This is a genomic window from Pseudonocardia sp. C8, from assembly GCF_014267175.1.
In the GTDB taxonomy this organism is placed as follows: domain Bacteria; phylum Actinomycetota; class Actinomycetes; order Mycobacteriales; family Pseudonocardiaceae; genus Pseudonocardia.
Genome location: NZ_JACMTR010000002.1, coordinates 1,206,424 through 1,227,162, shown reverse-complemented (window position 1 = coordinate 1,227,162; position 20,739 = coordinate 1,206,424). Strand labels below are relative to the sequence as shown.

Here is a 20,739-nt window from a genome sequence, read left to right as displayed (position 1 = left end):
GTGCGGAAACCCCGGCGGTGTCGAGCCGGGTGGCGACCAGCGTGCCCGCGCCGGCCGGGAACACCTACGGGACCGGACGACCACCAGGTGCCGCCGCGCGAGCAGCCTCGTGACCCATGACGGCGGGGTGACGGTCCGGATCCCGGCCGACGACGTCGTCTGCGGCTGAACGACGAGCCCGCGTCCGGGCACCCGGATCACCGTGCCTTCGATGGGCGCGGTCTCGGTGGTTCGTCGCCGCCGTGCTCGGGACGGTCGGTGACCACCACCCGTCAGGTCGCTCTTCCTGAGCTGCTCGGAGCCGTATTCGCCATCGGCGTCATTGCCATGAGGCGCTCTTACAGGCGGTGCATCCCGCGACCCGTGGCAACCAAGACCGAGTTCTGCTCGATCCAGACATCCAGCAGCTCGATGATGCCCAGGTCGGCGCTAGGTATTTGTCGAGGTCCGTGCGGACCAATGGTGCATGCACTGGGATCGGCAATGTCTCTGTCAGCACATTCTGCGTCCTTGACTTCGTTTTTCGGTGATGTGCAGGATGTGTGCCGATCCCGTTCTGGAATCGAATCCGAGCGGAGCCGCCCCCGGGCGGCGGACCCCGAGATCCATGAGGCCGGTGGACCACTGCGCCGGCCGTGCCTTCCGGACACACAGAGGAGCGGACAATGACGTCATCCGGGCAGTCACGGCAGACCGAGGGAGACCCCGATCTGCGAAGACGGACGATCACGTGGATCGTCGGTCTCGCGCTCGTGGGCCTGATCTTCGACGGCTACGACCTCGTCGTGTACGGCACACTGGTGCCGGTCTTCCTGCGCGACCCGAGCCAGCTCGGGCCGGTCGATCCGGCACAGGCCGGAGCCCTGGGCAGCTACGCCCTGGTCGGGGTGCTGGTCGGAGCGCTGATGGCCGGCAGCGTGGCCGACATCGTCGGCAGACGGAAGGTCATGCTGACGGCGTACGCGTGGTTCTCGGTCGGGATGATCGCCACCGCGTTCACCGGCACCGCCGGCACGTTCGGAATCCTGCGGTTCCTCACCGGGCTCGGCGTGGGTGCCCTGGTCGCCACCACCGGAGCCCTGGTCGCGGAGTTCGCGCCCCCCGGACGGAAGAACCTCTGCAACGCCGTCACCTACTCCGGGGTCCCCCTGGGGAGCCTCGTCGCGGCACTGCTGGCCATCCTGCTCCTCCCGGTCATCGGGTGGCGCGGGATGCTGCTCATCGGTGGTATTCCCCTGGTCACGCTGCTGCCGCTCGCGCTGGTCCGGATGCCCGAGTCCCCCGCCTGGCTGATGTCCCGCGGGCGGGTCGCCGAAGCCGAGCAGGCCGCGCTGCGCTGCGGCATCCCCCTCGCGGAGATCGCGTCCCGGCCGTCACCGGCGACGGCCCCCGCGACCGACGGCCGGCCAGGCTTCGGTGGCCTGTTCCGTGACTACCTGGTCCCGACCGTCCTGCTGGGCCTGATGAGCGCGGTCGGCCTGGTGCTGGTCTACGCGCTCAACACCTGGCTCCCGGAGCTCATGGGTCGTGCCGGCTTCTCGACGTCCGGCTCGCTCAGCTTCCTGCTCGTCCTCAACGGCGGCGCGGTCGTGGGGGCCCTGCTCGCCAGCCGGCTCGCCGACCGCTTCGGCCCCAAGAAGATCGTCGCCGCCAGCTTCGGCATCGGTGCGGTCGCCATCGCCCTGATGACCGTCGACCTGCCGCTGGCGGTCCTGCTGGCCTTCGTCGCCGTCGTCGGCCTGGGCACCAGCGGTACCCAGATCCTGATCTACGGATTCGTCGCGACCTACTACCGGACGAACGTGCGGAGCGCGGGCGTCGCCTGGTGCGCCGGGTTCGGACGGCTCGGCGGGGTCGGCGGCCCGCTCGTCGGCGGGCTCATGGTGGCCTCGGGACTCGCGCTCGATTCGATCTTCTACGTCCTGGCGGCCCTCGCGGTTGCCGGCGTCGTCCTGACGTGGCTGGTGCCGGGGACCCATCGTGGCGTGCCCCGACGAGGCGAGCGCCAGGACGCTTCGACCGCTGCTGCGAACTGATCGAACCCAGCTGCCCCACGGAAGGTGCCCATGACGACGACGGATCGTCCGGACGCGAAGGCCCGGTTCGAGCGCCCGCCGGCGGTCCACGGTCCCCGCGGGGTCCTGCGCGACAGCGGTCCGCAGTACCTCGTGAACGGTCTGGTCGGCCTGATCTTCGCCGCGACCGGCCCGGTCGCGGTGATCCTCGCCGTCGGTGTCCAGGGCGGTCTGGACCAGCGCCAGATCGCCTCGTGGATCTTCGGTGTCTTCTTCCTCAACGGCGTGCTCACCGTCGTCGTCAGCTGGGTCTACCGGCAGCCGCTGGCGTTCCTGTGGACCATCCCGGGCACGGTCCTGATCGGCCCGGCCCTCTCCCACCTCGCTCCGGCCGAGGTCGTCGGCGCCTACGTGGTCACGGGCGTGCTCGTCCTGGTGCTCGGGCTCACCGGCTGGATCCGGGCCGCGATGGCGGCGATCCCGATGCCCGTCGTCATGGGCATGGTCGCCGGCGTGTTCCTGGGTTTCGGGACCGGCCTGGCCCGTGCGGTCACCGACGACGTCGCGATCGCGGTGCCGATGGTCGTGGTGTTCCTGGTGCTGACCGCATGGGGCGCCGCCGCGCGCCGGGTCCCGCCGGTCGTCGGCGCGCTCGTGGCCGGGATCGTCGCGGTGGCGGTGACCGGCTCGTTCCGCTACGAGCCCGACGGCGCGAGCCTCTTCGCGGCGCCGGTCCTCGCGGTACCCACCTGGTCCTGGCAGGCGATGGTCGAGCTCGTCGTTCCGCTGGCGATCACCGTCATCGTCGTCCAGAACGGCCAGGGAGTGGCCGTTCTGCGTGCCGCCGGACACGACGTCCCGGTGAACGTCGCGACGGTGCTGTGCGGAGCCTGGTCGGTGCTGGCCGCCGGCGCGGGAGCGGTCTCGACGTGCCTGACCGGCCCCACCAACGCGCTGCTGACGGTGTCCGGTGAGCGGGAACGGCAGTACACCGCCGGGATCGCCTGCGGGCTGCTGGCGATGGCGTTCGGCGCGCTGGCTCCGCTCTTCACGACGCTCATGCTCGCGACTCCGCCCGCGTTCGTCGCCACGCTCGGCGGGCTCGCCATGCTCAAGGTGCTGCAGGCGGCCTTCGTCGCCGCGTTCGGTCACCGTTTCACCTTCAGCGCGCTGGTCACCTTCGTCGTCACCGCGTCCGGCGTCACGGTGCTCAACATCGGTGGTCCGTTCTGGGGACTCGTCACCGGGTGTGTCGTGGCGTTGCTCGTCGAACGAGGTGACTTCCGGGCGTCGTGACGACGTGCTCGATGACACCACCCGCCCGCCGACGCCGGCCGGCACGTCGGCGCAGGGGGTTACCACGGGTTCGCGACGGCCGGGGAGCTGCTGCGACGCTGGGCACGGTCCCGCGTGGGAGACGACTCCCCGTGCGGACCGGCGCCCCGGGACCTCCGGGTGCGCGAGCGCCGTCGAGAGCAGGACACGACGGCCGGCGTCCGGGAACGGGAAAGGAGCCGCATGGCCGGACCGGACCCCGTCGCGGTTCCCGAGGGGCCCGGGGTACTGGAGAGCGCCGTGCTGCTCGCGTCCGGCACCGGCCCCGGGTCCGCCCTGCTGCTGCGCGCGCTCGTCGAGGCCGTCCGCGTCCGCTACGTCGGCCGCGAGACGACGCTGCGCAGCCACGATGCGGAGGTCCGGCTGGTCCCGACCGCCGTCGAGGCGTCCGCGCTCGGGACGCGGGCCCTGACCACCGGCCGGCTCGACGACGTCCGGCTCACCGCGCGCGCCGTCGTCCGGCCCTCGCTGCGGTTGCGGGAGCTCACGGTGCGGGCCTCCGAGGTCCGGCTGCGGCCGGCGCTGGCCCCGGAGCTGGTCACGGGGCCGGTGGACATCGCGGCCGTGCTGGACCCGGACTGGGTGGCGGGCCGGCTGCGCGAGCACGCTCCGGCGGTGGTGGCCACGATCGACCCGGACGGCGTCCCCCGGGTACGGCTGCGGGACCGTCCCGGGCTCGGGGCGGCGGAGCTCGCGGTGGCCGTCGACGGGCACACCCTGTCCTGGACGGTCGCCGCGCTGACGGTCGGCGGGCGCCGGGTCGAGCCCTCCCGCGGGATGCGGGCGATGGTCGACCGCACCCGGCTGCGCGCGATCCGGTCCGGGCAGGTCGAGCTGGCGGGCCTGCCGCCACAGCTGCACCTGCACGGCGTGGAGCTCGCCCCGGACCGGATCACCGTGCGCGGCACGCTGCCCGGGTGGCGGCGGACGATCCCGGCGGCCCGGATCGACGACGTGCTGCGTGGCGCGCTGTCCCTGCTCGACCTCGGGCGCTGACCGAGCAGCGACGGCGCAGCCTCACACCCGTTCGCCAGGGCTCACACCTGTTACGACGGGGGTCCGGCAACGCGAAGGGGTGTGAGGTCAGCCGCCGCGCACGCGCAGCTTCCGCACCGCGGCCCGCAGCGGAGAGGCCTGCCGGCTCCGGGCCGGCAGGCGACCGGCGACGGCGTCGTCCAGCAGCGAGCCGACCGTCTCGGCCGCGCAGGTGCGGTTGGTCCCGATGCCGCCGGAGGGCCCACGCTTGATCCAGCCGACGACGTAGTGCCCGGGCCGCTCCCGGACCCGGCCGGCGTCGTGCGGGACGACGCCCCGGTCGTCGTCGAACGGCAGCCCCGGGACCGGACGGCCGCGGTGCCCGACCGCCCGCACCACCAGGCCGGCCGGGATCTCGGCGCCCTCGGCGGTGTGCACGCCCTGCACGCGGACCGTGCCGGCGATCCGGTCGGGGGCGGAGTGGAAGCGGAACACCACGCGCGGCGCCCCGGCCGGCACCGACCAGTCGATCTTCTCGCGGCGGGCCCGTTGCAGCAGGCCGTGCGCCTCGGAGGCGGCCGGCCCGTCGAGGGACTCCGTGACCCGCGGGTCGTGCTCGTCGACGACCACGTCCACCCCGGTCCGGCCGAGCAGCTCCCGCAGTTCCGGCGCCGTCGCGGCGACCGACTCGGGGCCGCGCCGGCCGAGCAGGACGACGTCCCGGACCGCGCCGGAGCGCAGCGCCGCGAGGGCGTGCGGGTCGATCGGGGTGCCGGCCAGGTCGTCCGGCGACGCGGTCAGCACCCGCGCGACGTCCAGCGCGACGTTGCCGGTCCCGATCACGACGACCCGGTCCCGGCGGGTGTCGACGGCGTCCCGCGGGACATCGGGGTGGCCGTTGTACCAGCCGACGACGGTGTCCGCGGCGATGCTGCCGGGCAGCCCCTCCCCCTCCAGGCCGAGGTCCTTCGACGCGGGCGCGCCGACCGCCCAGACCACGGCGTCGTGCTGGTCGGCGAGCTCGTCGGCCGTGACGTCCCGCCCGACCTCGGTCCCGAGCCGCATCCGGACCCGCGGGTGGGTGTGGAAGCGGGCGAACGACTCGCCGATCCCCTTGGTCGACGGGTGGTCGGGCGCGACGCCGTAGCGGACCAGACCCCCCGGGGTCTCCAGCCGGTCCACCAACGTCACCCGCGACGGGGTGTGCAGCAGCAGGTCCTGCGCCGCGTACATCCCGGCCGGCCCGGTCCCGACGACGGCGACGTCCAGCGGCGCCATGTCCGCGGGCAGCGACCGGGTGAACGTCGCGGGCTGCCAGTCGTGGAACAGCGGCGAGTCGCCCCCCTCGAGCTTCCCGGCGACCGGCTTGCCCTCGTAGTAGGCGGCGTTGACCTCGGCGTAGCCGGCCAGCGAGGCACTCAGACGCTCCACCGGGAACACCGCGTCGACCGGGCACGCATCCGCGCAGGCCCCGCAGTCGATGCACGCCCGCGGATCGATGTAGAGCATGTCGGTCGTCCCGAAGTCCGGCTCGCCGGGCGTCGGGTGGATGCAGTTGACCGGGCACGCGGCGACGCAGGACGCGTCGGTGCAGCAGGTCTGGGTGATCGCGAAGGGCACGGCCGGCTCCCGGGGCTCAGACGAGGTTCGCGCGGCGGTAGAACCACAGCGCCGGCCGGGTCAGCAGGCCGCAGGACGACAGGAACTCCATCAGCCCGGCACAGGACGAGCGCAGCTGCGCCTTGTGGTGCTCGTTGGCCTTCGCCTCGCGCAGCGCGCGCTCGGTGTCGAGGCCCGCGTTCTCGTAGATCTTCTCGTTCCACATGCTCGTGACGATGAAGTACGCGGCCGCGGCGACGGCGAACGCCTGGTACTGGCGGCGCAGCCGGCCGACGCCCTTGAGCCGCTCCCGGGTCTCCTCCCGGGCGAACTTCATGTGCCGCGACTCCTCGACCACGTGGATGTTGTTGATCGTCCGCACGAACGGGACGACGCGCTCGTCGCGCATCCAGTCCCGCTGCATCACGTCGAGGACCTCCTCGGCGACCAGGATCGACGCGTACGCCGCCTCGCCGGAGTAGGTCAGCGCGCAGAGCCGGCCGAGGTTCACGACCCAGCGCTTCGGGATGTAGGCCGGGGCGCCGAGCTTGGCCGAGCCCCGGGCGAACATGATCGAGTGCCGGCACTCGTCGGCGATCTCGGTCAGCGCCCACTGGAACGACGGGTCGGTCGGGTCCTTCGCGTAGAAGTCCCGCAGCACGAGCTGCTGCAGGATCATCTCGAACCAGATCCCGGTCGAGGCGACCGACGCCGACTCCTGGCGGGTCAGCTCGGTGCGCTGCTCCTCGGTCAGCTCGTCCCAGTACGCGGTGCCGTAGAGGCTGCTCCACTCGGGGCTCATGCCGTGGTAGCTGCGGTCGAGCGGGGTCTCCCAGTCGACCTGGGTCGCCGGGTCGAACGACAGCTCGGCAGACGACCGCAGCAGGCGCTCGGCGGAGTCCTGCCGCTCGTCGAGCGTCTCGGTCTGGGGCTCCGGAACGGTGGCGGTCATGTCGGCTCCTCGCAGACGACGACGTCAGTTACTGTAACCGCCAGTAACGTTACCACCGGTTACACATGACGCAAGTCATCGGAGGGGTGGCGTCCGAGCACGGCCGGCCGCATCACCGCACTGCCCCGCCGCTGCACCCCGTCCCGGCGTGCCGCACCCCACCCGACGGGTGCGACACGCCGGGGAGGGGTGCGGCAGCACGTGCCGGAGCCCTCAGCAGAGCGAGTCGGCCGGTTTCGGGTTGCTCAGGCCGAACAGCGGCCGCAGCCGCAGCCCGACCCACGTGCCGCCGAGCGCGACGACGGCCCAGATCCATCCGTGCAGGCTGAACGACGCGATGCCCGAGAAGTAGGCGCCGATGTTGCAGCCGCCCGCCAGCCGCGCGCCGTAGCCCATGGCGATGCCGCCGAGCACGGCGCCGAGCGCGAGCTTCCACGGGATCCGCCGGTGCAGCACGAACGCGCCACCCAGCGCGGACGCGACCAGCGCGCCGATCATGATCCCGATGTCCAGGTTGGAGATCCGGTCGGCGAGCACCGGGCCGGCGAGGGACTTCGCGTTCGCCGGGACCTGCCAGTACGCCCAGCTCGCCACGTCCACGCCGAGGAGCTCCAGGAACTTCGACCCCCACAGCGCGAACGCCGAGGTGACGCCCCACGGTGCGGCCGAGACGAACAGGACCGCGGCGTTCAGCACGGCCAGCACGATCGCGCCGGCCCACATCGGCCAGGACCCTTGCAGCACCCGGGCGGCGCCGCGGGCCGACGGCGGCCGCTCCACCGGCGGCGGGGTGCGCCGCCGGGCGACCACCCAGGTCACGACGGTGATCGCGGCGAGCACGAGCAGCGTCGCGGCCAGCGCACCCGGGTAGCCGAGTACCTGGGCCAGGTTGACGCTCGGGCCCTGCGGCACCGTCCGCGTCCAGAAGGTGTGGGTGAGCACCGCGAACATCGAGCCGACGACGAACCCGAACAGGGTCAGCACGATCGCGCTCTGCCCGCTGCCGACGGCGAACAGCGTCCCGGACGCGCACGACCCGCCGACCTGCATCCCCAGCCCGAACAGGAACGCGCCGACGACGAGTCCGATGCCGATCGGCGAGGTGTACCCGCGCGGTTCCCCGGCCAGCGCCGTCCCGGACGCGAGGATCACCGCGAACAGCACGGACGCCGTCCCCAGCATGACCATGTGGGCCCGGATCGCGGCGCCCTGTCCGACGGCCACGAGCTGGCGCCAGCCGGAGGTGAAGCCGAAGCGGGAGTGGAACAGGGTGAACCCGAGGGCCAGCCCCAGCGCGGCGGTGCCGACCATGGTGGCCGGGGCGACCGTGCTCACCCCGGCCAGGAACAGCGCGGCCAGCACGAGGCCGACCGCGACGACCGTCCACTGCGGGGGTTTCGCGGCCCGGTCCTGCGGCCCGAAGGCCGCCCGCTCGGTGGCGGGGATCTCGCGCAGCACCCGGGCCAGCCGGCCGGGTTCGCGCTCGTCGACGACGGACATGGTCTCTCCTGACGAGATCGGGGACGGGTGAGGGCGCCGGCGGGGACCACGCGGTGGGGGTTCGGGCGACCGTGGCGCCCGGGCTCGACGCTCATCAGGACCCACGGGCGCGGCGGCCCAGGCCGGCAGCCCGGGCGTGGACGGGGGCGGTGCACGCCGGCACGCGGACGTACCGCTGCGGCAGCGGGTCCTCACGGTGCGGTCAGGCGCCGGGACAGAGCGCGCTCGCCTGGCGGCGCAGGTCGACGTGGCGCCGACTCACGAACCGGGAGACGAGGTGCACGGGAACAGTGTGCAGGTCCCTTCGACGCCACCCGCCACCGGCCGTGTCCCCCTGCCGGGAATCCCGGCCCGTCAGACGTGCGTGCGCTCCGCCGGCTCCGCGGCGTCCTTCCGCCCGCCGGTGAGGAACGCGACCGCCACCACGACCAGCGAGACGACAGCCGCGACCAGGAATGCGGCGTGCACCCCGGCCTCGTCCACCCCGGCCCGGGCCGAGAACAGCGTCATGACCGTGATGAACAGCGCGGTGCCGGCGGCCCCGGCGACCTGCTGCAGCGTGGTGAGGATCGCGCTGCCGTGCGAGTACAGGTCCCCGGGCAGCGCGCCGAGCGCGTCGGTCATCAGCGGGGTGAACATGAGCGCCAGCGCCGCGGAGAGGCCCACGTGCAGCACCGCGACCAGCCAGATCGGCGACGTCGCGCCGAGGGCGGTGAAGCCCCACATCACCACTGCCAGCAGCAGGGCCCCCGGGATCACGAGCGGCCGCACGCCGAGCCGGTCGTAGGCGCGGCCGACGACCGGCCCCATCAGGCCCATCACCAGGCCGCCGGGCAGCACCACCAGGCCGGCGACGAACGCGCTGTCGCCGAGCACGTCCTGGATGTAGAGCGGCAGCAGGATGATCGCCCCGAACAGGGACATGAACCCGGTGGCCACCAGGACCAGCGCCAGGGTGTACCGGCGGATCGCGAACGGCCGCAGGTCGAGCAGGGGCGCGCCGGTCCGCTGCAGCCGGAGCTGCCGGTGCACGAACACGGCGAGCGCGACCGCGCCGATGACCAGCGGCACCCAGGGCGGGACGCCACCGCGCCCGCCGGCCGCCGCGGACTCCCCGATCGCGGAGAGGCCGTAGACGATCCCGGAGAACGCGACCGCCGAGATCAGCACGGACAGCACGTCCAGCGGCGCCTTCGACGTCTCGGCGGTCACCTTCAGCCAGACCGCGCCGGCGGCCAGTGCGAGCAGCGCGATCGGCAGCACCAGCCAGAACATCCAGCGCCAGCCCAGCGCGGAGAGGATCACCCCGGACAGCGTCGGGCCGACCGCGGGCGCGACCGCGATGACGATCGAGATCGTGCCCATGGTCTGCCCGCGGCGCGACGCCGGGACCAGCCGCAGGATCGTCGTCATCAGCAGCGGGACCATCACGGCGGTGCCGCAGGCCTGCACCACCCGGCCCGCCAGCAGCACCGGGAACGCCGGGGCGAGCGCGGAGAGCAGGGTGCCCGCGCTGAACAGGCTCATCGACGCCAGGTACACCGAGCGCGGCCGGAACCGCTGCAGCAGGTAGCCGGTGATCGGGATGACCACGGCCATCGTCAGCAGGAAGCCGCTGGTCAGCCACTGCACGGTGGCCGCGCTGACCCGGAGGTCGGCGATCAGGGCCGGCAACGCCACACTCATGATCGTCTCGTTGAGGATCATGACGAAGGCGGAACCGACCAGCAACGAGATGATCAGCGGCGCGCCGGGTGGGAGCCGTTCCGTCCCGGGGGCGTCGCCGGTGGTCGGCTCGGTCGTCACAGCGGGATCCTCCTGTCGTGTGCTCCCCCGCGGAGTCGGCGCAGCCCGGTCGGGAGCGTGCGGGACCGCGGCGGGAATACCGTGCGGTAGCCACGAGTGAACACGAGTCGCCGTCCGGCGGCGACCGGGTTTCGCGGCGGGTGAGCGGCGTCCGCGGCCGGCGAACGCAGAATAGGTCCCATGTTCGTGTACGACGTCGTCGTGGTCGGGGCCGGTCCGGCCGGGGCCTCGGCAGCGCTGAACGTGCTGCGGCTGCGGCCCGGCGCGGCCGTGCTGCTGCTCGACGCGCACACGTTCCCGCGGGACAAGACCTGCGGCGACGGGGTGGCGGCGGAGGTGTTCGACCTGCTCGACGACCTCGGCGTCACCGGGATCCGCGACCTCGGTCCGGTGGCGCCCCGGCTGCGGCTGCGCACCCCCACCGGGCGGGTCGTGCACCGGACCGCGCCCCGGCCGAACCGGGTGATCATCCGGCGGGTGCTGGACGCGGCGCTGGTCGACGCCGCCGTCGCAGCCGGTGCCGAGCTGCGGGCCCACCGGGTGCGCACGCTGTCGGTCGAGCCCGGCCGGGTCGTCGTCGACGGCACGATCGCCGCCCGCGCGGTGGTCGGCGCGGACGGGGCGCACTCCGTGGTGCGCCGCGCGCTCGGCGCGCCGCCCGCCCCGCCTGCGGGCACGGCCGTCGCGATCCGCGGGTACGCCCCGGTGGCCGCGGAGCCGGGCACGCTCACCATCGAGTACGCCGGGGACGCCTGGCCCGCCTACGCCTGGTCGTTCCCGGTCGCGGGGGGCGGCGCGAACGTCGGCTACGGGGTGTTCGACAAGCGGGGCACCGGATCCCGCGCGGAGCTCCTCGACCGGCTCGCGGTGCTGCTGCCCGGCCAGGAACCCGATCCGGCCACGCTGCGGGCCCACCACCTGCCGCTGTCGACGACGCCCCGGTTCCAGCCCGACGGCCGGGTGCTGCTCGCCGGGGACGCGGCGGCCAAGGTCAACCCGCTGACCGGCGAGGGGATCTTCGACGCCGTCGCGTCCGGCATCCTGGCCGGCCGCAACGCGCTGCGGGGTGCCGCCGCGGGTGCCGCCCACCGGGCGGCGATGGAACGCGCCTTCGGCCGGCACCACCGGCACGTCGGCGCGCTCGCCCGGCTCTCGGCCCGGCCGGCGTTCCTGGACGCCGCGATCGGCGCCGCCGGCGCGCACCGGACCGTCTTCGACTGCGCGGTCCGGCTGGGGCTGGCCCGGGGCACCGTCTCCCCCGCCGCGCTCGCCCTGGTCGCCGCGCACCTGCCGGCCGGCGTGATCCGCGCCCGCAGGCGGGCCGCGGCGGGTGCCGTCCGGTAGACAGGGAGGCATGGAACAGGTCGTGCTGCTGGACGACGACGGCAATCCGGTCGGCGTCGCCGACAAGGCGACCGTGCACGGTGCGACGACCCCCCGGCACCTGGCGTTCTCCTGCTACGGCGTCGACGACGGCGGCCGCCTGCTGGTCACCCGCCGCGCCCGCACCAAGACCGCGTTCCCGCTGGTCTGGACGAACACCTGCTGCGGGCATCCCGCTCCGGGCGAGGAGATGGCGGACGCCGTGCGCCGCCGGCTGGCCGACGAGCTCGGCGTCCGGGCCACCGAGCTGCGGCTGGTGCTGCCGGACTTCTCCTACCGGGCCTCGCAGGACGGGGTCGAGGAGAACGAGCTGTGCCCGGTGTTCGTGGCGCGGCTCGCCGGGCGGCCCGATCCGCGCCCGGACGAGGTCGAGGACGTGCAGTGGTGGAGCTGGGGGCGGTTCCGCGCCGCCGCCGAGGACCCGGCCTCGGGCCTGTCGCCGTGGGCGCGGCTGCAGGCCCCGCTGCTGGACGCGCTGGACGACCCGCTGCTCGCCGGCCGCTGAGCGGGCCGCGGGCCGCGCACCCCGGCCTGGTGCAATGTCCGGTGTGACAGCCCCGGACACCGATCTCGCGGCCGGCCTCGCCGCGGCACTGGACGACGTGCTGGACCCGGTCCCGGCCGGGCGGCTCGCCCCGGTGGTGGACCGGCTGATCCGGGACTACCGCAGCGGCACCGTGCCGTCGTCGCCGATCCTGCGCACCGCCGACGACGCCGCCGCCTACGCGGCGTACCGGATGCCGGCCACGTACGCGGCCGTCGTCGACGTCCTGGAGCGGGTGGCGGGCCGGGTCGACGACCCGGCGACCCAGGTCGATCTCGGCGGCGGGACCGGGGCGGCCGTGTGGGCGGCCGCCCAGGTGTGGCCGTCGCTGCGGCAGGCCACCGTGCTCGAGGCCGCGGCCCCGGCCCGGGCGCTCGGCAGGCGGCTCGCCGAGGCGGCACCGGTACCGGCGGTGCGGGCCGCCCGGTGGGAGGCCGCGGTGTTCGGCACGGGCACCACGCTGCCGGAGACCGACCTGGTCACCGCCTGCTACCTGCTCGGCGAGCTGCCGGAGCCGGTCCGGGAGGCGCTGACCGGCGCGGCGGCCCGCGCGGCGCGGATGGTGGTCGTCGTCGAGCCGGGGACGCCCGCCGGGTACGCCCGGGTGCTGGCCGCCCGCTCGCAGCTGCTGGCGGCCGGGATGCGGATCGCCGCGCCCTGCCCGCACGACGGCGCCTGCCCGGTGACCGGCGACGACTGGTGCCACTTCGCGGCACGGGTGCCTCGCAGCTCGCGGCACCGGGCACTCAAGGCCGGCACGCTCGGCCACGAGGACGAGAAGTTCTCCTACGTCGTCGCGGTGCGGGAGCACCCGGACCGGGCGCCCGGCCGGATCGTCCGCCACCCCGGGAGCCGGAAGGGTCTCGTCACCCTCCGTGTCTGTTCGGCGGACGGAGGACTACGCGACACCCCCGTACCACGCAGTCGCAAAGAGCTGTTCCGGGCCGCCCGCGACGCCGCGTGGGGGGACCCGTGGCCACCCGGGGAGACCGGTCCGGCACCCGCGAGCCCGGGGTGATCAACAACACAGGTACGCCGCGCGGGATCGACGTTGTGAAGTCGTAACGACCGCGGGCATCGTGGACGACGTCCCGGGCGCGACGGCCATCCGGTGGGCCGCGAGCAGCAGCTTCCCTCAGAGATCGAGCACGACCATGAACGACGTCACCACCGGTGCCCGCACCGACCGGCTCCCGACCCTCGTGCGCACCAAGCACGGCTACCGCGTCTACGACCCTGCTCTGATCGCCGGAACCCGTTACGTGATCGACGACGCGGGCGACCTCGTCTACACCCGGCTCCCCGCCGGGCTGATGACCGGGACGGCGGTCCTCACGTCGGCCGTGGTCGCCGTCACCGTGGGTGACAACCTGTGGGGCTGGTCGCTGCTGATCTTCCTCGGCACGCTGGCGCTCGCGTTCACCGCCGCCGTCGCCGTCCTCTCGGTGATCCACGCGGTGACCGATCCGGTGCGGGCCTACCGCCGCCGGTTCGGGCACGCCCGGTTCGCCGTCGACGTCACCGACCGGTCGTCGGCCGCCGGGCAGCTGTGCGCCCGCGCCGAGCGGCTGGCCGCGAGCCGGTCCTGGCAGTCCGGCCGGATCGACCCGACCCGCACCCTCGGCGGTCTGCTGTGGACGGCCGTCGCCGGTGGCGAGGAGTGGGCCGCGGAGGCCGTGCAGTCGCTGACCGAGCCGGCGACCGGCCCGGACCTGACCTGGGTCTGACCGGGCCGGACCGGGTCAGACCGCGTAGCGGGCGACCGGGAGCAGCGCGTCGGGGTCGCGGCGGTCGCCGTCGCCCGCGACGCAGCCCCGCAGGGCCCGCTCCAGGGCGGCCTCGTCGAGGCCGGTGCCGATCAGGACGAGCGTGGTGCGCCGCGGCTCGCCGGCGTCCCACCGGGTGCGCCGGAACCGGACGTACCGGCCGACGGTGTGCAGGTCCCAGCGTTCCCGGCCGGGGGCGGCCGCGAACCGGACCGAGCCCTTGATCCGGTACAGGCCGGCCGGGCGGGCGTCGAGCAGCTCGCGGAGCCGGGCGGCGTCGAGCGGCTCGTCGCAGAGGAACGTGACGCTCTGGTAGCCGGTGTGCAGGTGGGTCTCGTGGTCGTCGCCGGCCTCGCGGACCTGCTCGCCGAGCATGAGCTGGCGGCCGGGGACGATCTCGATGTCGAACAGCAGTGCCGGGTCTACCGCGCCGTCCCGCACCGGGACGATCGGCGCCCGCGGGTTCGCCTCGCGGCACAACCTGCGCACCCGCCAGAGCGTGCCCGTCCCCACCCGGTCGATCTTGTTCAGGACGACGAGGTCGGCCAGCCCGACGTGCCGGTCCAGCTGCGGGTGCCGCCGGCGGGTGGCCTCGTACTCGGCGGCGTCGACCACCTCGACCAGCCCGCCGAAGCTCAGGTGCTGCCCCAGCGCGTCGAGTACCAGCTGCACGAGCGTGCCGGGCTCGGCGATCCCGCTGGCCTCGATCACGACGACGTCGATCTCGTCGCGGCGCCGGGTCAGCGTCTCCAGGACCTGCGAAACCCCGCCCTCGCCGACCTCGCAGCACAGGCAGCCGTTCCCGAGCCCGACGACGCCGCCGGCCTGCCCGGCCAGCCGCATCGCGTCGATGCCCACCGAGCCGAAGTCGTTGACGACCACGCCGATCCGCGCGTCCCCGCCGGCGGCGAGGAGGTGGTTGAGGAGGGTCGTCTTGCCGGCTCCGAGGAACCCGGCCAGCACCACGACCGGGATCTTCCGGGGCACCCGACATGAGTACCACGCCCCCCGGCCGTGGCAGAGTTCCCCCTATGCCCGACACCACCGCCGGACGCCCGCCACGCGGGGTGGTCGCCGTCGCCGGCGAGGCCCTGGTCGACATCGTCCCCGCGCCCGCGCAGGGCTACTGGGAGTTCGCGCCCGGCGGCAGCCCCGCGAACGTCGCCGTCGGGCTCGCCCGCCTCGACGTCCCGGCCCGCATGCTCGCCCGGCTGGCCGACGACCTGCTGGGCCGGAAGCTGCGCCGCCATCTCGCGGACAACGGTGTCGACCTCTCGCGTGCGGTGGCGGCCGAGGAGCCGTCGTCGCTGGCGATCGTCGAGCTGGCCCCGGACGGGCAGGCGTCCTACGACTTCCGGATCGGCGGCACCGCGGACTGGCAGTGGACCGACGAGGAGCTCGCCGGGGCCCTCGACGACGGCGACGCCGGCCCGGTCGTGGCCGTCCACTCCGGATCGCTGGCGCTGACCACCCCACCGGGGCACGAGGCGCTGCGGGAGCTGCTGGCGTCCGCTGTGGACACCGCGACGGTCAGCTACGACCCGAACTTCCGGCCGATGCTCATGGGCACCCCGGACGAGGAGCTGCCCGGCGTGCACGAGCTGCTCGGGCTGGCCGACGTCGTCAAGGTCAGCGAGGAGGACCTGGCCTGGCTGCACCCCGGCCGGGAGCCCGGCGACGTCGTCGGCGAGTGGCTGGAGCTGGGCCCGGCGGTCGTCGTCGTGACGCTCGGGGCGAACGGCGTGCTGGCCGGCACCGCGTCCGGCCTGCACACCGTCCTGCCCGGGAAGAAGATCGACGTGGTGGACACCGTCGGCGCCGGGGACAGCTTCTCCGCGGCGATGCTGGCGGGGCTGCACCGGCGCGGGTTCCTCGGCGCGGCCGCCCGCGAGGACCTGTACCGGATCGAACGCGAGCCGCTCGACGGCGTGCTCGCCGAGGCCGTCGCCGCCGCCGCGATCACCTGCTCCCGGCACGGCGCGAACCCGCCGACACGCGCCGAGCTCGACGCCACCACGTCCTGAGACTCCTCGTGCGCACCGCGCAGTGATCGACGCATCGGCACGGATCCCGGACACATCCGGCCGGATTCCGTGCCGGACGGTCGATCACCGGGGGCCGGCGAGCATCGCGTCCTGCGCCTGCTGCTCGGCCGGGGTCAGCGCCCGTGGCGCCCGCTGCGGGTAGTCGCGGGGCTGCCCGGTCGCCGGCGCGCCCGGCGGCAGGCTCAGCGTCGCCGGCTCGCTCTCCGGCAGCGCCCACTGGCTCGCCCAGTCCATGTGCATGGCGGTCGGGCCGCCGGCATTGCCGAAGTAGTCGAGCTGCATGGTCATGTTCATCGGTCGCGGCGGGAAGTGGTCGGTCTCGGTGTTCGTGTACCACTCCTTGCCGTCGACGTAGGCGGTGATCTTCTCCGGCGTCCACTCCAGCGCGTACGCCGACCACCGGGTCGAGTCGTGCTGCACCGAGCCGTGATCCTGGTCGTTGTCCGGGCCGTAGTGCAGGAAGAACGCCGTCTCCTGCCGGTCGGCGGACAGGATCTCCATCCAGTCGACCTCGCCGCCGACCGGGAAGTCCTCGGCCACCGGCCAGAGCAGCAGCAGCGCGTTGAGCCCTCCCCGGGCCGCCTCGGACCGCACGCAGGCCTCCCAGCGGCCGTACTTCTGCCCGGGATGCCAGCTCACCGCGCCGGTCGTGCCGTCCCGGTCGCCCCGGATCGTCATGGCGCCGTCGGCGACGGTCACCGCGTCCGGGGTGCGGGTGCCCTTCTTGTTGTGACCCGGCTCGGGGCCGTACGGGTGCCAGTCCGGCGGGACGGCAGTGCCGCCGAACGTCGAGTGCCGGGCCGGGGCGCCCCAGCCGAACTTCTCGGCGGCGGTGGAGGTGCAGTGCGACGACGGCGGGGCGGGTGTGGGCGCGGGGTCGGTGGCGGGCGCGGGGTCGGCGGCGGGGCCTGAGACCGCCGTCGCGGACGAGGTGAGCACCACCGGAGCGCTCACTGTCGTCCCCGAGGTCACCGCCAGGGCCGCGGTGAGCGCGGCCAGCACCGCCACCGTGCTCCGCAGGGCTCGCTTCCTCGTACGCACCATGGGTCACTCCCGTTCCCTTGTGTCACGACAGTCCCATCAGACGAGCACTCGGTGACCGAGGCCAGCGGAAGCACCCGTCCGGGCCACCCCCGATCGGGGCCTCGCTCGCACACGGTCGCGCACCGCCGCACAAGATGTGGCACCACCGCACAGGTCCGAGCCCATGCGGGGCGACCAGAACCTGTGCGGCGTTCAGGTGCCAGGCTGGGGGTGTGTCGCGTCCCGAGCTCGCCGCCGCACTGGACCTCGCACCGCACCCGGAGGGCGGGTGGTTCCGCCGCACGTGGACGTCCCCGGTGACGGTCGACACGCCGCACGGGCCGCGACCGTCCGCGACCGCGATCCTCTACCTGCTCGACGCCCCGGGCCGCTGGCACCGCGTCCGCTCGGCGGAGATCTGGTGCCGGCACCTCGGTGAGGTCGAGCTGGTCCTCGGCGGCGACGGCGAGGAACCCGGCCCCGGGACCGTGCTGCTCCTCGGGCCACCCGAGCCCGGTGGGATGCGGACCCTCCCCCAGCGCGAGGTGCCCGCCGGGGTCTGGCAGCGGGCATCACCCCTGGGCGACGGACCCGTCCTGGTCAGCTGCGTCGTCTCCCCCGGCTTCGACTTCGACGACTTCGAGCTGCGTTGACTCCGGCATCACCACTCACACCGCCCAGCACGGCGGCCGCGGCGGCTGCCCGTGCTGTGACCCGCCGTCGGCGGCGCATCGTGGTCGACCAGCACTCTCCCGCCCCGGCCGGGGCGATAGCGCGCACATCGACCGGCCGACCCCGATCGACCCGCACGCATCCGCCCCACCCACGGCAACACCGTGCACCTCGACCCGACACCACCCGTCGATCAGCACCCTTCCGCCGCACCGACGGCACGAACGCGCATCTCGACCCCGGCACGGGGATCACCCCCAGTCGATCAGCACACTTCCGCGCCGAGCACGGCGCGTACGCGCACCTCGACCGACCTCCGGGCCTCCCCGGCCATCGATCAGCGCACTGACGACCGCGGCGGCACCCGGCCCGCGCTGCGACCGGCCGTCCCCCACGACGATGCCGGACCGACGGGCGAGCTCAGCCCGCCCCGAGCAGCCCGGCCACGTCGCGGGTGTTGCGGATCCGCTCCGGCGGCACCCCGCAGGCGGTCGCGCGGGCGCAGCCGTGGTCGAGCCAGTCGAGCTGCCCGGGCGCGTGCGCGTCGGTGTCGATCGTGAACTCGCAGCCCGCCTCGACCGCCAGCCGCAGCAGCCGCTTCGGCGGGTCGAGCCGCTCCGGCCGTGAGTTGATCTCCACGGCGACCCCGTGTGCGGCGCAGGCCTCGAACACCGCGGCCGCGTCGAACTCGGACCCGGGACGCTTGCGGCGGCCCGTGACCATCCGGCCGGTGCAGTGCCCGAGCACGTCGACGTGCGGGTTCGCGATGGCGGTCAGCATCCGCTCGGTCATCTCGTCACGCGGCATCCGCAGCTTGGAGTGCACGCTGGCGACGACGAGGTCGAGTTCGGCGAGCAGGTCGGGCTCCTGGTCGAGGGCGCCGTCGTCCAGGATGTCGACCTCGATCCCGGTGAGCACCCGGAATGCCGACCCGGCCGCGGCGATGCGCTCGTTCAGCGCCGCCACCTGTTCGATCTGGCGGCGGAGCCGGTCGGCGGACAACCCGTTGGCGACGGTGAGCCGCGGCGAGTGGTCGGTGACGACGAGGTAGTCGTGCCCGAGCCCGATCGCGGTCTCCGCCATCTCGGTCAGCGGGGAGCCGCCGTCGGAGGCGTCGGTGTGGCTGTGGCAGTCACCGCGCAGCCACTCCCGCAGCCGTAGCGCCGCCTCGGCCAGCGGGATGCCGTCGGCGTCGGCCCGGGCCACGGCGTCCTCGAGGCGGCGCAGGTACACCGGCTCCTCGCCGGACAGCGACTCGCCGATGCAGCGCGCGGTGACCTCGCCGACGCCGCGCAGATCCGTGAGCGCCCCGGCGGCCTGCAGGCGGGCCAGCTCGTCGGCGTCCCGCCCGCGCAGCGCGGCCGCCGCGGACCGGAACGCCCGGACCCGGTAGGTGGACTCGTGCGCCCGCTCCAGCAGGAACGCGATCCGGCGCAGGTCGGCGACGGCGTCTCTCACATCCCGCAGACTAGCTATGCATCCAGCGCCGGGCCTTCTTCGTCCACACCTGCTGCCACACGTCGGGAAGGCGGTGCTCCAGCTCGAGCATCGCCGCCGTGTCGCGCCCGTGGAGAACGCCGAAGGTGAACCCGTTCTCGTCGTCGGCGCCGGCCCGGGCACCGAAGGTGCGCAGCGTCTCCCGGGAGACGACGGCGTCCTGGTGGTCCCCCAGCAGGCGCTGGACCTTCTTGAGCCGCTTCGCGAAGCGGCGGGCATCGGCACCGGCGGCCGGCCGGACCACCTCGGTGGCGTAGCGCAGCTGCTTGCCGGTCTTGCGGGCGTCGTGCATGGAGGTCGGGGCTTCCTCGCCGCCGTCGAGGTCGGCCAGCGCGCGTTCCATCCGGCGCTCCAGCTTGCGGGCGGTGCGCCCGACCATCCCGGGCAGCACCTTGTCGGCCGGTTTCCCGGCCCGGGCCGACAGCGGCGGGTCAGCCAGCAGCCGGCGCAACCCGCCCTGCAGCGCGGCGTAGCGCTCGCTGTCGACGACCTCCAACACCACGGCGCCGGTCTCGGCCCGGGTGCGGGCGAAGTGCCTGGTGACGGCGGCCTGCACCGGCCCGAGCACCAGCTCCGGTTCCAGCGCCCGCAGCCGGGTGGTCAGCCGTTCCTCCTGCACCTCGGCATCCCGCTCACCGGCCAGGGCACGACCCAGCCAGCGCAGCTCGGCGACCAGGTGCGGCCCCCGCGGCCCCTCGAACAGCGGGCCGAACGTGCGCAGCGCGGAGCGGATCCGGCGGGCCGCGACCCGCATCTGGTGCACGGCGTCGGGCCGGTCGGCGCGCAGGTCACGTTCCCGCTCGGTGAGGGCGTCGACCTGCCGGCCGAGGTAGTCGAGCACGAGCCGTCCGGCGCTGCCCTTGCGCCCCCGCTCGCGCGGCGGCTCGGCCGGTCCGTTCTCCGCGAGCAGTTCCGCGAGCCGGCGCCCGGCCTGCCCCGGGCCGCGGGTGAGGCCGGTGCCGCGCAGCGCCTCGTCGATCCGCTGGAGCAGGTCGGTGCCGACGGTGCCGGGCCGCACCACGGCCTCGCTCCAGCCCTCCACCGTGGTCGAGTCGCCGAACGTGGACAGCTGCACCTGGTCGCGCTGCAGCGTCGCGAGCAGGCGGCCGGAGTCGCCGTGCAGGCCGGTCACCGACCGGACGACGTGGACCCGGCCCACCGGGTGCAGCTCGGCGTCACCGCGGACCCGCCGGACGAGCGCGTCGATCTGGTCCGGGACGGTGTCGGGGTCGACACCCTCGACGTCCGGGCCCGGCAGCGGCACCCGGATCTCCTCGCCGGGGTCGCCGTCGGGCAGGCGCAGCACCCACGCGGCGGTCGCCTGCGCCGGGGACGCCCGGTCCGGGGTGACCCGCTCGACGGCGAGCTCGATGCCGGAGGCGAGCAGCCGCAGGTCGGCGGTGTCGAAGCGCTCGTGCTCGTGGATCTCGGCCTCGGTGACCGGCCGGGCGTCGTCCACACCGGACAGTCCGGTCAGCCGCGGGGCCCCGGTGTGGGCGGGGCCGCGATAGGTGAGTTCCGTGCCGGTCGGATCGGTCCGCGTGGGGGTCGTGTCGAGGCTCATGTGACCGGTGGTTCCCCGGTGACGGGTCGTTCACTCGGCTCCATCCGGGCGAAACGCGCCGCG

General features: G+C 74.4%; 18 protein-coding genes. 9 read left to right on the top strand and 9 right to left on the bottom strand.

Going from position 1 to position 20,739, the window contains the following annotated elements:
• The first annotated feature begins 665 nt into the window (after window positions 1-665).
• The 3 genes from H7X46_RS06430 to H7X46_RS06420 all read left to right on the top strand — a co-directional run bounded on the left by H7X46_RS06430 (window position 666) and on the right by H7X46_RS06420 (window position 4,346).
• Window positions 666-2,036 carry an aromatic acid/H+ symport family MFS transporter gene (locus H7X46_RS06430; protein WP_186358528.1) on the top strand — a complete coding sequence of 457 codons (1,371 nt, stop codon included), beginning with the start codon at window positions 666-668 and terminating at the stop codon, window positions 2,034-2,036.
• A gap of 30 nt (window positions 2,037-2,066) precedes the next feature.
• Window positions 2,067-3,311 (top strand): benzoate/H(+) symporter BenE family transporter, encoded by a 1,245-nt coding sequence (locus H7X46_RS06425; protein WP_186358527.1) that lies wholly within the window; start codon window positions 2,067-2,069, stop codon window positions 3,309-3,311.
• A 222-nt stretch (window positions 3,312-3,533) separates the two neighbouring features.
• A complete protein-coding gene (locus H7X46_RS06420; RefSeq protein WP_186358526.1) occupies window positions 3,534-4,346 on the top strand; it encodes an LmeA family phospholipid-binding protein in 813 nt (270 codons plus the stop codon).
• Window positions 4,347-4,433: 87 nt separating this feature from the next.
• Here H7X46_RS06420 and H7X46_RS06415 read toward each other — a convergent pair whose 3' ends face one another.
• The 5 genes from H7X46_RS06415 to H7X46_RS06400 form a co-directional block, all read right to left on the bottom strand.
• On the bottom strand, window positions 4,434-5,945 hold the full coding sequence (locus H7X46_RS06415; RefSeq protein ID WP_186358525.1) for an FAD-dependent oxidoreductase: 1,512 nt from the start codon (window positions 5,943-5,945) through the stop codon (window positions 4,434-4,436).
• Between the two features lie 16 nt (window positions 5,946-5,961).
• A complete protein-coding gene (locus tag H7X46_RS06410) occupies window positions 5,962-6,876 on the bottom strand; it encodes a diiron oxygenase (RefSeq protein ID WP_186358524.1) in 915 nt (304 codons plus the stop codon).
• A 213-nt stretch (window positions 6,877-7,089) separates the two neighbouring features.
• The gene (locus H7X46_RS06405) at window positions 7,090-8,376 is read right to left on the bottom strand and encodes a YeeE/YedE family protein (protein WP_186358523.1); all 1,287 of its coding nucleotides are present in this window, start codon (window positions 8,374-8,376) and stop codon (window positions 7,090-7,092) included.
• 202 nt (window positions 8,377-8,578) lie between these two features.
• Window positions 8,579-8,638, bottom strand: coding sequence for a putative leader peptide (locus tag H7X46_RS30525; protein ID WP_370589053.1), 60 nt, complete (start codon window positions 8,636-8,638; stop codon window positions 8,579-8,581).
• A 92-nt stretch (window positions 8,639-8,730) separates the two neighbouring features.
• Window positions 8,731-10,182 (bottom strand): DHA2 family efflux MFS transporter permease subunit, encoded by a 1,452-nt coding sequence (locus H7X46_RS06400; protein WP_186358522.1) that lies wholly within the window; start codon window positions 10,180-10,182, stop codon window positions 8,731-8,733.
• A gap of 180 nt (window positions 10,183-10,362) precedes the next feature.
• Here H7X46_RS06400 and H7X46_RS06395 point away from each other — a divergent pair, with 180 nt between their 5' ends.
• The 4 genes from H7X46_RS06395 to H7X46_RS06380 all read left to right on the top strand — a co-directional run bounded on the left by H7X46_RS06395 (window position 10,363) and on the right by H7X46_RS06380 (window position 13,836).
• Window positions 10,363-11,526: an NAD(P)/FAD-dependent oxidoreductase gene (locus H7X46_RS06395; protein ID WP_186358521.1), complete on the top strand. Its 1,164-nt coding sequence runs from the start codon at window positions 10,363-10,365 to the stop codon at window positions 11,524-11,526.
• Between the two features lie 10 nt (window positions 11,527-11,536).
• Window positions 11,537-12,070, top strand: a complete 534-nt coding sequence (idi, locus tag H7X46_RS06390; RefSeq protein WP_186358520.1) for an isopentenyl-diphosphate Delta-isomerase — start codon at window positions 11,537-11,539, stop codon at window positions 12,068-12,070.
• Window positions 12,071-12,113: 43 nt separating this feature from the next.
• On the top strand, window positions 12,114-13,127 hold the full coding sequence (locus tag H7X46_RS06385; RefSeq protein ID WP_370588639.1) for a small ribosomal subunit Rsm22 family protein: 1,014 nt from the start codon (window positions 12,114-12,116) through the stop codon (window positions 13,125-13,127).
• A gap of 136 nt (window positions 13,128-13,263) precedes the next feature.
• Window positions 13,264-13,836 (top strand): hypothetical protein, encoded by a 573-nt coding sequence (locus H7X46_RS06380; protein ID WP_186358518.1) that lies wholly within the window; start codon window positions 13,264-13,266, stop codon window positions 13,834-13,836.
• A 15-nt stretch (window positions 13,837-13,851) separates the two neighbouring features.
• On the opposite strand, the gene H7X46_RS06375 is transcribed toward H7X46_RS06380, so the two are convergent.
• On the bottom strand, window positions 13,852-14,862 hold the full coding sequence (locus H7X46_RS06375; protein WP_186358517.1) for a GTP-binding protein: 1,011 nt from the start codon (window positions 14,860-14,862) through the stop codon (window positions 13,852-13,854).
• A 44-nt stretch (window positions 14,863-14,906) separates the two neighbouring features.
• Here H7X46_RS06375 and H7X46_RS06370 point away from each other — a divergent pair, with 44 nt between their 5' ends.
• Window positions 14,907-15,899, top strand: coding sequence for a carbohydrate kinase (locus tag H7X46_RS06370; RefSeq protein WP_222131211.1), 993 nt, complete (start codon window positions 14,907-14,909; stop codon window positions 15,897-15,899).
• Window positions 15,900-15,983: 84 nt separating this feature from the next.
• On the opposite strand, the gene H7X46_RS06365 is transcribed toward H7X46_RS06370, so the two are convergent.
• Window positions 15,984-16,964: a glycoside hydrolase family 16 protein gene (locus tag H7X46_RS06365; RefSeq protein WP_186358516.1), complete on the bottom strand. Its 981-nt coding sequence runs from the start codon at window positions 16,962-16,964 to the stop codon at window positions 15,984-15,986.
• A 212-nt stretch (window positions 16,965-17,176) separates the two neighbouring features.
• Between H7X46_RS06365 and H7X46_RS06360 the strand changes: the two genes are divergently transcribed.
• Window positions 17,177-17,596 carry a cupin domain-containing protein gene (locus tag H7X46_RS06360; protein WP_370588638.1) on the top strand — a complete coding sequence of 140 codons (420 nt, stop codon included), beginning with the start codon at window positions 17,177-17,179 and terminating at the stop codon, window positions 17,594-17,596.
• 439 nt (window positions 17,597-18,035) lie between these two features.
• Here the strand turns inward: H7X46_RS06360 and H7X46_RS06355 are convergent, their stop codons facing one another.
• Both H7X46_RS06355 and H7X46_RS06350 read right to left on the bottom strand, forming a co-directional pair.
• The gene (locus tag H7X46_RS06355) at window positions 18,036-19,073 is read right to left on the bottom strand and encodes a PHP domain-containing protein (RefSeq protein ID WP_186358514.1); all 1,038 of its coding nucleotides are present in this window, start codon (window positions 19,071-19,073) and stop codon (window positions 18,036-18,038) included.
• Window positions 19,074-19,083: 10 nt separating this feature from the next.
• Window positions 19,084-20,676, bottom strand: coding sequence for a CHAD domain-containing protein (locus H7X46_RS06350; RefSeq protein WP_186358513.1), 1,593 nt, complete (start codon window positions 20,674-20,676; stop codon window positions 19,084-19,086).
• Between the last annotated feature and the right edge of the window lie 63 nt (window positions 20,677-20,739).

Excerpts from the sequence above, each read along its gene's own strand:
- H7X46_RS06430 (WP_186358528.1), top strand. The coding sequence starts at position 666 with ATGACGTCATCCGGGCAGTCACGGCAGACCGAGGGAGACCCCGATCTG.
- H7X46_RS06425 (WP_186358527.1), top strand. The coding sequence starts at position 2,067 with ATGACGACGACGGATCGTCCGGACGCGAAGGCCCGGTTCGAGCGCCCG.
- H7X46_RS06420 (WP_186358526.1), top strand. The coding sequence starts at position 3,534 with ATGGCCGGACCGGACCCCGTCGCGGTTCCCGAGGGGCCCGGGGTACTG.
- H7X46_RS06410 (WP_186358524.1), bottom strand. The coding sequence starts at position 6,876 with ATGACCGCCACCGTTCCGGAGCCCCAGACCGAGACGCTCGACGAGCGG.
- H7X46_RS06405 (WP_186358523.1), bottom strand. The coding sequence starts at position 8,376 with ATGTCCGTCGTCGACGAGCGCGAACCCGGCCGGCTGGCCCGGGTGCTG.
- H7X46_RS06395 (WP_186358521.1), top strand. The coding sequence starts at position 10,363 with ATGTTCGTGTACGACGTCGTCGTGGTCGGGGCCGGTCCGGCCGGGGCC.
- idi (WP_186358520.1), top strand. The coding sequence starts at position 11,537 with ATGGAACAGGTCGTGCTGCTGGACGACGACGGCAATCCGGTCGGCGTC.
- H7X46_RS06380 (WP_186358518.1), top strand. The coding sequence starts at position 13,264 with ATGAACGACGTCACCACCGGTGCCCGCACCGACCGGCTCCCGACCCTC.
- H7X46_RS06370 (WP_222131211.1), top strand. The coding sequence starts at position 14,907 with ATGCCCGACACCACCGCCGGACGCCCGCCACGCGGGGTGGTCGCCGTC.
- H7X46_RS06365 (WP_186358516.1), bottom strand. The coding sequence starts at position 16,964 with ATGGTGCGTACGAGGAAGCGAGCCCTGCGGAGCACGGTGGCGGTGCTG.
- H7X46_RS06350 (WP_186358513.1), bottom strand. The coding sequence starts at position 20,676 with ATGAGCCTCGACACGACCCCCACGCGGACCGATCCGACCGGCACGGAA.